12 protein-coding genes are annotated in these 16030 nt (G+C 36.7%); all 12 read left to right on the top strand.

From position 1 onward, the window contains the following. Window positions 1–125 precede the first annotated feature (125 nt). The 12 genes from pyrH to infB all read left to right on the top strand — a co-directional run bounded on the left by pyrH (window position 126) and on the right by infB (window position 15921). Entirely contained in the window at window positions 126–860 is a 735-nt protein-coding gene (gene pyrH / locus FC88_RS09505) for a UMP kinase (RefSeq protein ID WP_010019489.1), read from the top strand. Further along, the gene (frr, locus tag FC88_RS09500) at window positions 850–1407 is read left to right on the top strand and encodes a ribosome recycling factor (RefSeq protein WP_057815025.1); all 558 of its coding nucleotides are present in this window, start codon (window positions 850–852) and stop codon (window positions 1405–1407) included. The genes pyrH and frr overlap by 11 nt, the downstream gene beginning before the upstream one ends. 3 nt (window positions 1408–1410) lie before the next feature. Continuing rightward, the gene (locus tag FC88_RS13175) at window positions 1411–2154 is read left to right on the top strand and encodes an isoprenyl transferase (protein WP_057815022.1); all 744 of its coding nucleotides are present in this window, start codon (window positions 1411–1413) and stop codon (window positions 2152–2154) included. 18 nt (window positions 2155–2172) lie between these two features. Continuing rightward, complete coding sequence (locus tag FC88_RS13170; RefSeq protein WP_057815020.1) at window positions 2173–2967, top strand: phosphatidate cytidylyltransferase; 795 nt, start codon at window positions 2173–2175, stop codon at window positions 2965–2967. Window positions 2968–2987: 20 nt separating this feature from the next. Beyond that, a complete protein-coding gene (gene rseP / locus FC88_RS09485) occupies window positions 2988–4256 on the top strand; it encodes an RIP metalloprotease RseP (protein WP_057815018.1) in 1269 nt (422 codons plus the stop codon). Between the two features lie 14 nt (window positions 4257–4270). Then, window positions 4271–5980: a proline--tRNA ligase gene (locus FC88_RS09480; RefSeq protein ID WP_057815015.1), complete on the top strand. Its 1710-nt coding sequence runs from the start codon at window positions 4271–4273 to the stop codon at window positions 5978–5980. A 350-nt stretch (window positions 5981–6330) separates the two neighbouring features. Beyond that, complete coding sequence (locus tag FC88_RS09475) at window positions 6331–10629, top strand: PolC-type DNA polymerase III (RefSeq protein WP_057815012.1); 4299 nt, start codon at window positions 6331–6333, stop codon at window positions 10627–10629. A 118-nt stretch (window positions 10630–10747) separates the two neighbouring features. Continuing rightward, a complete protein-coding gene (gene rimP, locus FC88_RS09470; RefSeq protein ID WP_057815158.1) occupies window positions 10748–11221 on the top strand; it encodes a ribosome maturation factor RimP in 474 nt (157 codons plus the stop codon). Window positions 11222–11231: 10 nt separating this feature from the next. Then, complete coding sequence (nusA, locus tag FC88_RS09465; protein ID WP_057815010.1) at window positions 11232–12443, top strand: transcription termination factor NusA; 1212 nt, start codon at window positions 11232–11234, stop codon at window positions 12441–12443. A gap of 16 nt (window positions 12444–12459) precedes the next feature. Beyond that, window positions 12460–12768 carry an RNase P modulator RnpM gene (gene rnpM, locus FC88_RS09460; RefSeq protein ID WP_187323368.1) on the top strand — a complete coding sequence of 103 codons (309 nt, stop codon included), beginning with the start codon at window positions 12460–12462 and terminating at the stop codon, window positions 12766–12768. Continuing rightward, window positions 12768–13064 carry a L7Ae/L30e/S12e/Gadd45 family ribosomal protein gene (locus FC88_RS09455; RefSeq protein ID WP_057815008.1) on the top strand — a complete coding sequence of 99 codons (297 nt, stop codon included), beginning with the start codon at window positions 12768–12770 and terminating at the stop codon, window positions 13062–13064. The genes rnpM and FC88_RS09455 overlap by 1 nt, the downstream gene beginning before the upstream one ends. A 13-nt stretch (window positions 13065–13077) precedes the next feature. Then, window positions 13078–15921 (top strand): translation initiation factor IF-2, encoded by a 2844-nt coding sequence (infB, locus tag FC88_RS09450; RefSeq protein WP_057815005.1) that lies wholly within the window; start codon window positions 13078–13080, stop codon window positions 15919–15921. Window positions 15922–16030 lie beyond the last annotated feature (109 nt).

Here is a 16030-nt window from a genome sequence, read left to right as displayed (position 1 = left end):
TAAACGACCTTTTCTTTGTATAAAGGGTTGTATCCTGTCAAATTTTATTTAAAAATAGTGTTTAGATAAATTTAGTGTTTCTAATATGTTAAAATGTTTAATAGCAAAATTAAAGGAGAGTACTTATGCCTAATATCAAGTATAAAAGAATTATTTTAAAAGTTTCTGGTGAAGCTTTAGCTGGAGAAAAAGGATTTGGCATTAATCCCCCAGTTATTAAAAAAATCGCTGAACAAATCAAAAGTGTTCACGATTTAGGTGTTGAGGTTGCCATTGTTTGTGGTGGTGGAAACATCTGGCGTGGCGAAACTGGTGCTGAAATGGGTATGGATCGTGCTCAAGCAGATTACATGGGTATGATGGCTACAGTTATGAATGGTCTAGCATTACAAGATGGTTTGGAAAATATTGGTGTACCAACTCGTGTGCAAACTTCAATCGAAATGCGTCAAGTTGCAGAACCATATATTAGAAGAAGAGCCGTTAGACATTTAGAAAAGGGCCGTGTAGTTATCTTTGCTGGTGGAACTGGTAATCCATACTTCTCAACTGATACTACTTCAGTATTACGTGCTGCTGAAATCGAAGCTGACGTTATTTTGATGGCTAAGAATGATGTTGATGGAGTTTATTCAGCTGATCCTAAGAAGGATCCAAATGCTAAGAAGTATTCAGAATTGTCACAACTTGATATTATCAATAAGAATCTCGGTGTTATGGATACAACAGCTTCTTCATTGTCAATGGATAACAATATTCCATTGATCGTCTTCAACTTGAATAAACCTGAAAATATTAAGAAGGTTGTTCAAGGAGAAAATATTGGAACAATTATAAAGGGTGGTAATGATGACAAATAAAGCTATTACAAAAGCAAAAGAGAATATGTCTAAGTCAGTTGACGTTTTAAGTCGTGAACTAGCTAATATTCGTGCCGGTAAGGCTAATGCTTCAATTTTGAGTAACGTTAAAGTTATGTATTACGGTACAGAAGTACCATTGAATCAAGTTGCTTCTATCAATATTCCTGAAGCACGTGTTTTGATGATCACACCTTATGACAAATCATCACTAGATGACATTGAACATGCTATCAACTCTTCAGATTTGGGGTTAAACCCAGCTAATGACGGTACCGTTATTCGCTTGGTTATCCCACAACTTACTGGTGAACGTAGAAAAGAAATTGCTAAACAAGTAGGTAAGGAAGCTGAAAGTGGACGTATTGCTGTTAGAAACGTTCGTCGTGAAGCTATGGATGATTTGAAGAAACAAGAAAAGGACAATGACATCACTGAAGATGAATTGCGTGCTTTGGAAAAAGACGTTCAAAAAGTTACTGATGATGCCATTGCTCAAATGGATAAACTAGCTGCAGATAAGGAAAAGGAAATTACTGAAGGCTAATTTATGACAGAGGATATTAGGAAGAGATTAGATCCAGAAGCTTCGATTCCAAAGCATGTAGCAATCATTATGGATGGGAACGGTCGTTGGGCTAAAAAATTAGGTCAACCAAGAATCGCTGGACATAAAGAAGGCATGAACAATGTCAAAACAATTGCTACTGCTGCTAGTCATTTAGGCGTTAAAGTCTTGAGCCTTTATGCCTTTTCAACTGAAAATTGGAGTCGACCTAGCAAAGAAGTTAATTTTTTGATGCGTCTACCGGTTGACTTTTTTGGGACGTTTATGCCTGATTTAATCAAAGAAAATATTAAAGTATTGGTAACCGGATTTACGGACCATTTGCCCGATAGAACGAGAAAAGTAGTTATGAAAGCAGTTGAGGATACGAAGGATAATACCGGTATGATCCTCAACTTTGCTTTTAATTATGGTGGGCGTGCTGAGATTGTTCATGCAGCAAAAGAGTTGGCAATTAAAGCAAATGATGGTTTGATAGATCCAGAAGATATTGACGACGAAATGTTTTCTAGTCAATTATTAACTAGTCAGTTGGGCGAGTTAGCTGACCCAGACTTGTTGATCAGAACTAGTGGTGAAGAGCGAATTTCTAATTTCATGTTATGGCAATTAGCCTATTCGGAAATGGTCTTTGATAAAACTCTCTGGCCTGATTATTCGGTTGATAATTTGATTGAGGATATTCAAGAATTCGATAGAAGAGATCGCCGTTTCGGTTCGGTCTAGTTAGTTTGGGGGAAAATTATGAAACAACGTGTAATTACTGCCGTTATTGCATTAGCAATTTTTATTCCCATATTGCTTGCAGGTGGAATTTGGCTAGAAGTTGCAGCAGCAGCACTAGCAGCAGTCGGTGTATTTGAAGTTTATATCATGCGTAAGAGAATCATCGTTTCAGTCGATTTTTTAGTGACGATTTTAGGAACGTTGGCTTTGGTGGTACCAAATGGTTTTTATAGTGGTTGGTTACCAAAGAGTTTCTCACGTCTTGATTTGTTTTATGTCTTCGCAATTATTTTGTTGGTCATCACTGTTTTGACTAAGAACAAATTTAATTTTGAAGATGCAGGTGTTTCAGTAGTTTCAATGCTTTATATCGGAACTGGTTTTCATTATTTAGCAGCTGTCAGAAATTCACAACCAGGTCTTGGTTTATTGATGTATGCTTTGATCGTTGTTTGGTCAACTGATATTTTTGCTTATACATTTGGTAGAAAGATCGGTAAGCATAAATTATGGCCCGCTATCAGTCCTAACAAGACATGGGAAGGAACAATCGCTGGTATTATTATGGCATTAATTCTTTCTGGTGTTTATATGATTTTTGTCCCACAAGAATATTCCATCACGACAATGTTGATGATTGCTTTTGTCTTGTCAATTATGGGACAAATGGGCGATTTAATTGAATCTGCCTATAAGAGATATTACAAAGTAAAAGATTCAGGAAATATTCTACCTGGACATGGTGGGATCTTGGATCGTTTCGATAGTATGTTGATCGTACTACCATTGCTACATATTTTTGGTTTAGTCTAAATTAGCTCGTGGAGGTTAAAATGACCGCGATAATTACATTTATAATCGTTTTTGGAATTTTAGTAATTGTCCATGAATTTGGACACTATTATGCTGCAAAAAAATCAGGAATCTTGGTTCGTGAGTTTTCTGTTGGTATGGGACCAAAAATCGTCGCTTACCGCAAAAATCATACGACCTATACTTTGAGACTATTGCCTTTGGGTGGTTATGTCCGCATGGCTGGTGCGCAAGAAGATGATTCTGAAATTCAACCAGGAACGATGGCATCATTAGTAATTAATGATGACGATAAAGTAACAAAAATTATAACTTCAAGTAAGGTTTATGATGCAAACGCGGTTCCAGTTCAAATCTCTAAAGCTGATCTTGTTGATGATTTAATAATCGAAGGATACGAAAATGGTGATGAAACGGTCACTAAGAAGTATTCTGTTGATCATGATGCAACGATTGTTGAAGAAGATGGAACAGAAGTGCAGATTGCACCTCGTGACGTTCAATTGCAATCAGTTTCTGTCTGGAAGCGAATGATCACAAACTTTGCTGGTCCATTTAACAATTTTATATTAGCAATCGTGGCTGCTATTATTGCTGCCTTTATGATGGGATCGGTTGGGACTGGTTCAAATCAATTAGGTAGTATTCAAAAAGATTCAGTAGCTCAAAAAGCTGGTCTAAAAGCCAACGATAAAATTTTAAGTATTAACGGGAAGAAAACTGCTTCTTGGACTGATTTATCAGAAAATATTCAAAATAGTCCTGGTAAAAAATTAACGATGAAAGTTCAATCTGGTAAAAAGGTTGAAACAATCAAAGTAACGCCTAAGACAGTTAAATCTTCAGGTCAAAGTTATGGCTTGATCGGTATTATGCAAAAAACCGACTCTTCTGCTATGGCCAAGATCAAATATGGTTTTATTTATAGCTGGAGCACTTCGTTAACAATTTTCCACGCTTTAGGAAAGATGGTTTCAGGTGGGTTTAGCATTAATCAATTATCTGGTCCGGTAGGAATTTATTCGATGACTTCTAAAGTCGCCTCAACCGGTTTGATCAATATTATTTTCTTCACATCGATGCTGTCAATGAACCTCGGAATCGTCAATTTGATTCCAATTCCAGCTTTGGATGGTGGAAAAATCTTGTTAAATATTGTTGAAGCAATTAGAAGAAAACCGATTCCAGAACAATATGAAAATGTGATTACCTTAATTGGGGTCGGAATCTTAGTTCTATTAATGATTGCCGTAACCTGGAATGATATCCAGCTCTTCTTTATAAAATAGGGGGATAAAAGAACTTGAAACAGTCAAAATTATATATTCCAACATTAAAGCAAACTCCTTCAGATGCTGAAGCAATCAGTCATCAGTTGATGTTGCGTGCCGGTTATATCAGACAAGTCTCTGCCGGTGTTTATGCTTACTTGCCATTAGCTTGGTCAGTAATTCAAAAGATCGAAGGACTTATCAGAAAACAAATGAAGGACATCGATGCTGCTGAAATGCGTATGCCAGCTATTTTGCCAGCTGATCTTTGGAAAGAAAGTGGTCGTTACGCAACTTATGGTGACAATCTTTTCAAATTTAAAGACCGTCATGATCGTGATTTCATTCTTGGACCTACACATGAAGAAACTTTCACAAGTATCGTCAAAGAAGGTTTGAATAGTTATAAGAAATTGCCAATTGCTATGTATCAAATTCAAATGAAGTATCGTGATGAAGACCGTCCTCGTAACGGTTTGTTGCGTGGTCGTGAATTTATCATGCAAGATGCTTATTCATTTACTTCTAACAAAGAACAACTTGATGTTATCTTCAATCAAATGGAACAAGCTTATCGCAATATTTTTGATGCTTGTGGTTTGAACTATCGTGTTATTATCGGTGATGCTGGTGCCATGGGTGGTACTGATTCGAAGGAATTTTCTGCCATTGCTGATATTGGTGAAGATACAATTGCTTATTCAGATGATTCAGATTACTCAGCTAACCTAGAAATGGCCGCAAGTAAGATGGATGAAAATCCAGTTGAAGATAAGAAAGAAATGGAAGAAGTCGACACACCCAACGTTCATACGATTGATGCTTTGGCTCAACTTCTTAAAGTCGACGCTTCAAGAATCATGAAAGCTGTAGCTTATATTGCTGATGAAAATCCAGTTATGGTTATGATTCGTGGTGACTACGATGTCAATGATGTTAAGTTGAAAAACTATTTAGGTGCTGATTTCTTACGTGAAGCAACTAATGAAGAAGTAACTGACGTGTTTGGCAGTGTTCCTGGCTTCATTGGACCTAAAGGTATCAAAGAAGATGTTAAAGTTCTATACGATAGCTCATTAGTTGGCTTGACAAATTTTGTTGTTGGACCTAACAAAGCAGACCGTCACTTTATCAATGCTAACTTTGAAGACATCACTGATGAAATGCCAGAATTTAGAGATTTGCGTGTGATCAAAGAAGGTGAAACTTCACCAGATGGTCATGGTAAGATTCAATTTACTCGTGGTATTGAAATTGGACATATCTTTAAATTAGGAACAAAGTTCTCTAAAGCTTTAGGTGCTAATTTCTTGGATGAAAATGGTAAATCAAATCCTATCATCATGGGTAGTTACGGTATTGGTGTTTCAAGATTATTGACAGCTATCATTGAACAACACAGCGATGAAAATGGTATTATTTGGCCAGTAAGTTTGGCTCCATATCAAGTTCATGTTGTTCCTATCAAGTACAACAATGACATTCAAGGCAAATTAAGTGATGAAATTGTTGAATTGTTAGAAAATGAAGGCTACGATGTCTTGCTCGATGATCGTAAAGAACGTCCTGGTGTTAAGTTTGCTGACTCCGATTTGATCGGTACACCAATTAGAATTACTGTCGGTAAAAAGGCAGCTGACGAAATTGTTGAACTAAAGCTTAGAAGCACTGGCGAAACAATTGAAGTAAGTAAAGATGAATTAGTAAATTCAGTAAAAATATTGCTTAAGAATCAGAAATAGATTTTTTTAGTTAAGTATGGTTAGTGAAGGATTTCGTCCTCCATAGCAAAGAAAATTTGGCTGGAACGTAGTGGGCACGACTTGGAGCCTTTGCTAAGCCCAAAACCGGGCAAAGTCTTCAAGCTCGGCCTTATTCTAAGCAACAAGTTGCTAAGAATAATTTCACTACTGAGCCAATTTTCTTTGCTATTCCGGACTGGATAGTGGTTTTATTCTTTGTTTCATAATTATCTGAAATAAACAATAAAAGACGTTATCTAGTCGGAAGTGACGGCAGAATTCAGTAACCTGATTCAGAAAAAATCATAAAATGAGGCTTAGGCCTTTTTTTATTTTTTGAAGGGTAGAATATGGCAGATACAAAACAACTTTTTGAAATACTAGTTAAGCAAATCAAATTGGATCAATTATTAGAATCTAATGATTCATTTGCCGATGGTAAATTGAATAAATTGGAAGTTCATAAGAATAGTAAACGTTGGACTTTTTATTTTGAGTTCAAAGATGTTTTGCCATTTAATGAATTTCTAACTTTTGTCAAAGCGTTAAAGGCTAGTTTTCAAGGTATTGCGCAGGTAAATTTTGAAATCAAAACTACCCATGCACAATTAAAACAAAAAGACATTACTGATTATTGGAATTACGTCTTGAATGATTGCAGTGTCGAATCACCAATGGTTTTGGATAAAATCAGTCAAACGCCGCCGCATATAGAAAATGGTCAAGTTTTTTTGGACGTTTCTAATAGTTTCATGGCTGATATTGTTGATGGAAAATTGGTCAACGGCTTACAGTCAGAATATAGCAGTTTAGGTTTTCCCGATTTTAGAATCAGAGCTAATATCGATGAATCGAAGAATCAAGAAAAAGAAGCTGCGATGAAAGCCATGAACGTGGAAAAGAACAAACAATTCCAAGCCAAGGCTAAAGAAGTTAGTGAGAAAAAAGTTGCTAAACCAACCAATGTATCAAAAATTGGACGGAAAATTCCTGATGATCAAGAGATCACGCAAATGGTTGATATTGTTGAAGAAGAAAGAAACAAAGTCGTTGAAGGCTATGTTTTTGATATTGATGTCAGAAAACTGAAGTCAGGCCGTTCATTGTTGATTTTGAAAGTTACTGACTATACATCATCATTTAGTATCAAAAAATTCTCAAATGGTGAAGATGATGAGAACTTCTTTAATTCCTTAGACAAGGGCGCTTGGATCAGAGTTCGCGGTAGTGTTCAAGAAGATAATTTCTCACGTGAACTAGTTATCATGGCAAATGATATTAATGTTATCAAACATCAACCAAGACAAGATACCGCTGAAGATGACAACAAGCGAATTGAATTGCACGCTCACACGAATATGAGTCAAATGGATGCTATTCCTAGTGCAACTGATCTAATCAAACGTGCTAGTGACTGGGGACAAACTGGGATCGCTATAACAGATCATCATGCCTTACAAGCATTCCCTGAAGCCTTTAATGCTGGTAAAAAGTTTGGCATCAAAATAGCTTATGGTGTCGAGATTGATTTAGTTGATGAAGGTAATCCGATTGCTTACAATCTTCGTGATCAAAAATTAGCTGGTTCTGAATATGTTATTTTTGATACCGAAACAACTGGTTTATCGGCAGTATATGACTCCATCATTGAAATTGGTGCTACTAAGATGAAAGATGGCCAAGTGATTGATCGATTTGATAAATTTATCAATCCGGGTCATCCATTGTCTGAAGTAACAACGAACTTGACTAGTATCACAACAGAGATGGTCGAAAATGAACCTGACGAATCAGTAATTGTTGGTGAATTCATGGACTTTATCGGTGATGATATTTTAGTTGGTCACAATGTTACCTTCGATATGGGTTTCATGAATGCAGCTTTGACAAGAATGGGTCGAGATCGTTTATCAATGCCAGTGATCGATACCTTGGAAATGTCACGGACTTTGCATTCAGAGTATCGTAATCACAAATTGGATTCATTAGCTAAACGTTACAATATTGTTTTGGAACATCACCACAGAGCTGATTCCGATGCGGAAACCACTGGCTATTTGATGTACAAGTTATTTGAAGAATTGGAAGACAAATTTGGAACTGATAATGTTTCTCAATTAAATGACCATATCGGTGGCGATGAAGCGTATAAGCAAGCTCGTCCAAGTCACGCAATTTTATTGGCTAAGACGCAAGCTGGATTGAAAAATATGTTCAAAATCGTTTCATATTCAATGACGCAATACTATTATCGAACAGCTCGCGTACCTCGAAGATTATTGAACAAATATCGTGAAGGTATCATCGTAGGTTCTGCTTGTGAAAATGGTGAAGTCTTTACTAGTATGATGCAAAAAGGGTATGACGATACTAGAGAGCTTGCTCAATATTATGATTATTTGGAAGTTATGCCAAAAACTTTGTATCAACATTTGATCGATATAAAAATCATCAAGGACGAAACTGCGCTTGAGGAGATTTTGAAAAATATTGTCAAACTAGGAAGAGAACTCAATAAACCAGTCGTAGCAACCGGTGATGTTCATTACTTAGATCCACATGACAAAGTTTATCGAGATATTGTCATCAAGGCTGTTAAGAGTAACGCGTTAGCTCGTCGTCCTGAGTTGCCAGATGTACAATTTAGAACAACTAACGAGATGTTTGATGAATTTAGTTATATGGATTCACAAACTCAACAAGAAATCATTGTTGACAATCCTAAAAAGATCATGGATTCGATTGCAGAAATTTCACCAGTTAAAGATAAGCTCTACACTCCTAAAATGGAGGGTGCTGAAGATGAAATTCGCAATCTGACTTTAAATAAGGCACACGAATTATACGGTGATCCATTACCAGAGATCGTTCAAGAACGAATGGATAAAGAGCTTAAGAGTATTATCGGTAATGGATTCTCAGTTATTTATTTGATCTCACAACGTTTAGTTTATAAGTCAAATAAGGATGGTTACTTAGTTGGTTCTCGTGGTTCTGTTGGTTCAAGTTTTGTTGCGACGATGACCGGAATCACCGAAGTTAATCCTTTGCCACCGCATTATCGTTGTCCTAAATGTAAATATTCTGAATTCTTTACTAAAGGTGAAGTTGGTTCAGGGTATGATTTGCCGGATAAGAAGTGTCCTAAATGTGGCACTGATCTTAAAAAAGATGGTCAAGATATTCCATTTGAAACTTTCTTAGGATTTAAAGGTGATAAGGTTCCTGATATTGATTTGAACTTCTCTGGTGACTACCAACCAGTAGCTCACAATTATACTAAAGTACTATTTGGTGAAGATCACGTATTTAGAGCCGGAACGATTGGTACGATTGCTGATCGAACTGCGTTTGGTTACGTAAAAAATTATGAAGAGTTAACCGGTCAAAATCTTCGTAACGCTGAAGAAGAACGCCTAGCTATGGGCTCAACTGGTGTCAAAAGAACTACTGGGCAACATCCGGCTGGTATCATTGTTGTGCCAGACTATATGGATATTTTTGATTTTACGCCGATTCAATATCCAGCCGATGACCAAAATGCTGCTTGGAAGACAACTCACTTTGATTTCCATTCAATTCACGATAATATTTTGAAATTGGATATTCTGGGACATGATGACCCAACTATGATTCGTATGCTCCAAGATTTGTCAGGAATTGATCCTAAGACTTTACCGGTCAAAGACCCTGGGGTCATGGAATTATTCAGTGGAACTAAATCCTTAGGCGTTACACCTGAACAGATTTTCTCAAAGACAGGGACTTTAGGAGTGCCAGAATTCGGTACTCGATTTGTTCGTGGAATGCTTGAGAAAACTCATCCAACGACCTTTGCTGAATTGCTACAAATTTCTGGATTGTCTCATGGGACTGATGTTTGGTTAGGTAATGCTGAAGAGTTGATCGATAAGGGCATCGTTACTTTGAAGGAAGTTATCGGTTGTCGTGATAATATCATGATGGATTTGATCCACTACGGTATGGATTCACAGATGGCCTTCCAAATTATGGAGCACGTTCGTAAAGGACGAGGAATTCCTGATGATTGGAAACAAGCTATGAAAGATGCTGATGTTCCTGATTGGTATATTGAATCATGCTTGAAGATCAAATATATGTTCCCTCGAGCTCACGCGACAGCTTACATTATCATGGCGCTAAGAATTGCATACTTCAAAGTACACTATCCACTTTATTATTACAGTGCTTACTTTACAGTTCGAGCCGATGACTTTGATCTCGTTGCGATGACAACAAGTAAAGATGCTGTCAAAGCTTCTATGAAAGCTATCAATGATAAAGGAATGGATGCTTCTACTAAAGAAAAGAATTTATTGACTGTTTTGGAATTAGCTAATGAATGTTTGGAACGTGGTTTTAAGATTAAAATGGTCGATATTGAAAAGTCAGATGCTTTTGAATTTAAGATTATTGATGATAAAACACTTTTGGCACCATTTAATGCTATTCCTGGATTAGGTGATAACGTTGCTAAGCAGATCATTGCGGCACGTGAAGAACAACCTTTCTTATCTAAGCAAGACTTAGGTACTCGTGGTAAAGTTTCTAAGACTGTTATCGAATATATGACAGAAAATCATGTTTTAGATGGCATGCCAGATGAAAATCAGTTATCATTATTCTAGGTATGGTCGTTATAAGTTGATTTAATAACAAATATATGTTAAATTAACTACTAGTTAATTATTGATTAATGAGTGAGCAGAAATGCTCACTCTTTTTATTGCCGATTACTTTGGAGGAATGTCCTTGGATACAAAAGTTGAAGAATTAAAAGCCATTTTACAACCCATTTTGGAACAACACGATTTCTTTTTAGTTGATTTAGAACTCGTGCATGAACATGGGGATTGGTATTTGAGAGTTTATGCAGATAAAAAGGGTGGAATCAGTATTGATGATTGTGCCGTTATTAGTGAGGAATATGGAGAAAAACTAGATGAGTTGGACCCAATCGAACCAGCTTACTATCTAGAAGTTTCATCTCCTGGTGCAGAACGTCCATTAAAGAATGATGAAAGTTTAACAAATTACGTTGATGATTATGTTCATGTTTCTTTATACCAAAAACTAAATGGTGAAAAAGCTTTTGAAGGAACACTTACACAAGTAACGGATACAGAGATAACTTTGATCGTAAAAGTTAAGAATTTAAAGAAGCAAGTGGAAATTAGCCGCAAAAATATCGCTAAAATTCGTCTTGCAATCGAATTCTAAGGAGAAAATCATGAGTAAAGAAATGGTTGAAGCCCTCGATGCGCTTGAACGCGAAAAGGGTATCAAAAAAGAATACGTTATTGAATCACTAGAAGCTGCTTTAGTTGCGGCTTATAAGAGAAATTACAACCAAGCTCAAAACGTTGATGTTGAATTTGACGCAAAAAAGGGTAATATACATGTTTACGCGGTTAAAGAAGTTGTCGAAGAAGTCGTTGATGATCGCCTCGAAGTAAGTCTTGAAGATGCCCAACAAAAGAGTAAAGGTTATGAAATTGGCGATCACATCAAAGAAGAAGTAACACCTAAAGACTTTGGTCGAATTGCAGCTCAGACTGCTAAGCAAGTAATTATGCAACGTGTTCGTGAAGCTGAGCGTGATATCATTTATAATGAATACAGTCAGTATGAACATGAAATCATTCAAGGAACGGTTGAACGTAGCGATAATCGTTATGTTTATATCACTTACGGACGTATTGAAACAGTTATGCCTAAGGCTGATCAAATGCCTGGCGAAACGTACAATTCTCGTGATAGAATTCGTGTTTATGTAACTAAAGTTGAAAATGCTACTAAAGGACCACAAGTATTTGTTTCTAGAACTGATCCAGGTTTGGTCAAGAGATTATTTGAACAAGAAGTTCCAGAAATCTATGATGGAACTGTTGAAATCGTCTCAATTGCTCGTGAAGCTGGTGATAGAACTAAGATTGCTGTGAAATCAGATAATCCAGACGTTGATCCAGTGGGTACTTGTGTTGGGCCAAAGGGTTCACGTGTACAAGCAGTAGTTGACGAATTGAATGGTGAAAACATTGATGTCGTACCTTATGTTGATGATCCCGTTGATTTCATTGCTAACGCTTTGAATCCGGCAGAAGTAATTGCGGTTCAATTTGATGAAACTGATAAGAAGCAATGTATCGTAATCGTTCCTGATTACCATTTGTCACTAGCAATTGGTAAAAAAGGTCAAAATGCTCGTTTAGCTGCTAAGTTGACTGGATATAAGATTGATATCAAGCCAGAATCACAAGTTGAGTTTGTTGATGATAACGACGAAGATGTTGACTTAGATGACATTGAGAGTGGTAAGATCGACATAGAAAAGACTCGTGAAAATGCTGCTAATGCAGACGATGCCAAGAATCCCGCTGCACAAGATGATGATGAAAATGATTCAAACGATGTAGACGACGATTCTGATTCAGAAAATTAAAAAAGGGGTGATGGATTTGGCAACTCGTAAGATACCTATGCGTAAAGATGTCTTGACAAATAAGATGTATCCAAAAAGAGAAATGGTAAGAATTGTCAAAGACAAAGAAGGCAATATTTCAATTGATCCTACTGGAAAGAAACCCGGTCGTGGTGCTTATGTAGGTCTAGATCCAGAAGCCGTTAAAAATGCTAAATCGAAAAAAATTCTGGAAAAAGTATTTTCACATGCAGTTCCAGAGGATTTTTATGATGAACTATTTGAATTCGTAGATCACCAAAAAGCTCGTATGGACTTATTTGGAGATTTAGGCAAGAAACATTAATGAAAAACTTTTTAAATTTCTTAGGTATTGCAGTTAGAGCTCGAAAATTTATTAGTGGGACCGAACTGACTATTAATGGAATGCGCAGTGGTGAGGTAAAACTCGTTATCATGGCGCAAGATTGTAGTGCTCGAACAAAAAAAGATTTGCACAATAAGGCAAGTTATTATAATGTACCTGTGATAGATACGATAAGTAGTGAAGAATTAAAAACGGCTATTGGAAAAGACAGAAAAGTTATGGGAATAACAGATTTTGGATTTGCTAAAAGGTTAAAAGAACTTATGGACAATTAAGGAGAGTGATAGGATGGTCAAAAAAAGAATTTATACTATTGCAAAAGAAAATAGTGTTGAGAATCAAGTAGTACTAGATGCCGCTGCAAAATTGGGCATTGATGTGAAAAACCATATGTCATCAGTAGATGAAAGTGTAGAAAAGAAAATCGTTAACAGCTTAAAAGTTGGTAAAAAGCCTGTTAAAGCTCAACAGAATCAATCTAAAGCACAACCTAAGACTGGTGAAAAACGCGAAGGTAGTAATCACAATTCAGGTGATCACAAAACTAAAATCAAGATTACTGCTGTAAGAAGAGATACTAATAAGGGTAAAGGTCACTTTGACCATCGTAATAATAATCACAACTCCAACAGTAATCGTCCAAACAGCAATAGTGGTAACTATCATCGTCCAAATAATGGCAACAATTCTCAAAATTCAAACAATCACAATAGCAATGGCAATAGAAACGATAACCGTAATTCACAAAATCGTGATAACCGTAATCGTAACAATGAACCACGCAACAACCGCAATGGCGAAAATCGTAACAATAATCGCAATCGCAACAATAACAACCGACGTGATCGTTCAAATGTGCAAGGACAAGCTCCACGTCCAAGACAAAGTGCTGGTAACAAGTATCTAGAACAATTCAAGACCAACATCGCTGATGCTAGTCGTATTCCTAGTCATCCAACTAGAAATCGTAATAATCGTTCTAACAATAACCACACTAACAATAGTGAAAATGCTCATAGAAACAATCATCGTCCTAACAATAATAACGAGAATAACAATCGTTATAACAGAAAAAATAATAACAACCATAATTCAAATAATCGCAACAACCAAAATCAAAACAGAAGACCTAACCATAACAACAATGCAGCTGCCAAGGCTAAGGAAACTCCTAAAGCAACAGTAGCTAATGTTAATGTTCCAAAGCCAGAGTACAAGAAGCCAAAACCAACTAACAATAACCGTGATTTTGGTCACAAGCAAAATCTTGCTAATCCATTTGGTAGTCGTAAGAAGAAGAAAGAACGTAAACGTCAGCAACGTCAACGTACTGAACCTAAGAAACCAATGCCACAAAGAAAGGAACGTCCATTACCAGAAACACTGATTTATACAGTTGGTATGAACGCTCAAGATATTGGTAAGTTGATTCACAGAGAGCCAGCAGAAATTGTTAAGAAGCTCTTTATGCTTGGTATTATGATCAACCAAAATAAGTCATTGGATAAAGACACGATTGAATTGTTGGCTGAGGATTATGGTATTAAGTCACAAGAAAAGGTTGAAGAAGATGTTGCCGATATCGACAAGTACTTCGATGCTGAAGTTAATACAACAGAAAATCTTGTTACACGTCCACCAGTAGTTACAATCATGGGTCACGTTGATCATGGTAAGACAACCTTGCTTGATCATTTAAGACACACTCATGTTACTGCCGGTGAAGCTGGTGGTATTACTCAACATATCGGTGCTTACCAAGTTCGTCTAAAGGATAGATTGATTACGTTCTTGGATACTCCAGGACACGCTGCCTTTACTAATATGCGTGCTCGTGGTGCTGATATTACTGATATCGTCGTTTTAGTTGTTGCTGCTGATGATGGTGTTATGCCACAGACAATTGAAGCTATTAACCACGCTAAGGCTGCAAATGATCCAATTATCGTAGCTATCAATAAGATCGATAAACCAGGTGCTAACCCACAACATGTAACTGAAGAACTAATGCAATATGACTTAGTTCCTGAAGCTTACGGTGGGGATACGATCTTCGTTAATATTTCTGCTAAGATGGGTACAAATATTGATGAATTGCTAGAAATGATCTTACTAGAAGCTGATGTGCTAGAACTAAAAGCTAACCCTAAAAAAAAAGCTATCGGTACTGTTATTGAAGCTAAGTTGGATAAGGGTCGTGGACCAGTGGCTACTTTGTTAGATCAACAAGGTACATTACATGTTGGGGATCCAATCGTTGTTGGTAATACTTTTGGTCGTGTTAGAACTATGACCAATTACAACGGTAAAAATATAAAGAGTGCTAAACCATCAGAACCAGTTGAGATCACAGGACTTAATGAAGTTCCTGAATCAGCGGATAAATTCGTTGTCTTCGATGATGAAAAGACTGCTCGTGCTGCTGGTGAAGAGCGTGCTAGTCGTGCCCTTCAAAAGGAACGTCAAAATACTAACCCTGTAACACTTGATAACTTATTCGAAACAATGAAAGAAGGAGAACTTAAACAAGTCGACGTTATTATCAAAGCCGATGTTCAAGGTTCTGCTGAAGCCATTGCTGGAAGTTTGAAGAAGATTGAAGTCGAAGGTGTTCGTGTCAATATTATTCACTCTGCCGTTGGTGCTATTACTGAAAGTGATGTTAACTTAGCTGCTGCAAGTAACGCTATCATCATTGGATTTAATGTTCGTCCAACTGCTCAAGCCAAGGTTCAAGCTAAGGATGAAAATGTTGATATCCGTCTTCACAGAGTTATTTATAAGGCTATCGACGAAATCGAAGCTGCTATGAAAGGTATGTTGGAACCAGTTTACGAAGAAAAAGTTATTGGTAACTTGACTGTTCGTGAAACTTACAATGTATCGAAGATTGGTACTATCGCTGGTTGTTATGTAAACAGCGGTAAGGTTCAACGTGATAGTGGTGTAAGACTTGTTAGAGACGGTATCGTTGTTACTGAAGGTAAATTAGCTTCTCTAAAACGTTTCAAAGATGACGTTAAGGAAGTCGGTTCAGGATTCGAATGTGGTATCACAATCGAAAACTATAACGATATTAAGATCGGTGATGAAATCGAAGTCTACGTTATGGAACAAGTTCCAGTTAAATAGTTAATTATTAATAAAGCCAGAATGTTTTTGAAACATTTTGACTTTATTTTTTTGACAAAGTAATGTGATATAATCAAGCAGTGATGATTAAAAGATGACAAGTAAACTA

The sequence above is a fragment of the Companilactobacillus futsaii JCM 17355 genome (assembly GCF_001435505.1).
In the GTDB taxonomy this organism is placed as follows: Bacteria; Bacillota; Bacilli; order Lactobacillales; family Lactobacillaceae; genus Companilactobacillus; species Companilactobacillus futsaii.
This window is presented reverse-complemented; position numbering and strand designations above follow the sequence as displayed.

Bases quoted from the DNA above. Each gene is read 5' to 3' on its own strand.
- FC88_RS09475 (WP_057815012.1), top strand. From the start codon at position 6,331: ATGGCAGATACAAAACAACTTTTTGAAATACTAGTTAAGCAAATCAAA.
- rimP (WP_057815158.1), top strand. From the start codon at position 10,748: ATGTCCTTGGATACAAAAGTTGAAGAATTAAAAGCCATTTTACAACCC.
- infB (WP_057815005.1), top strand. From the start codon at position 13,078: ATGGTCAAAAAAAGAATTTATACTATTGCAAAAGAAAATAGTGTTGAG.
- FC88_RS09455 (WP_057815008.1), top strand. From the start codon at position 12,768: ATGAAAAACTTTTTAAATTTCTTAGGTATTGCAGTTAGAGCTCGAAAA.
- rseP (WP_057815018.1), top strand. From the start codon at position 2,988: ATGACCGCGATAATTACATTTATAATCGTTTTTGGAATTTTAGTAATT.
- frr (WP_057815025.1), top strand. From the start codon at position 850: ATGACAAATAAAGCTATTACAAAAGCAAAAGAGAATATGTCTAAGTCA.
- FC88_RS13175 (WP_057815022.1), top strand. From the start codon at position 1,411: ATGACAGAGGATATTAGGAAGAGATTAGATCCAGAAGCTTCGATTCCA.
- nusA (WP_057815010.1), top strand. From the start codon at position 11,232: ATGAGTAAAGAAATGGTTGAAGCCCTCGATGCGCTTGAACGCGAAAAG.
- pyrH (WP_010019489.1), top strand. From the start codon at position 126: ATGCCTAATATCAAGTATAAAAGAATTATTTTAAAAGTTTCTGGTGAA.
- FC88_RS13170 (WP_057815020.1), top strand. From the start codon at position 2,173: ATGAAACAACGTGTAATTACTGCCGTTATTGCATTAGCAATTTTTATT.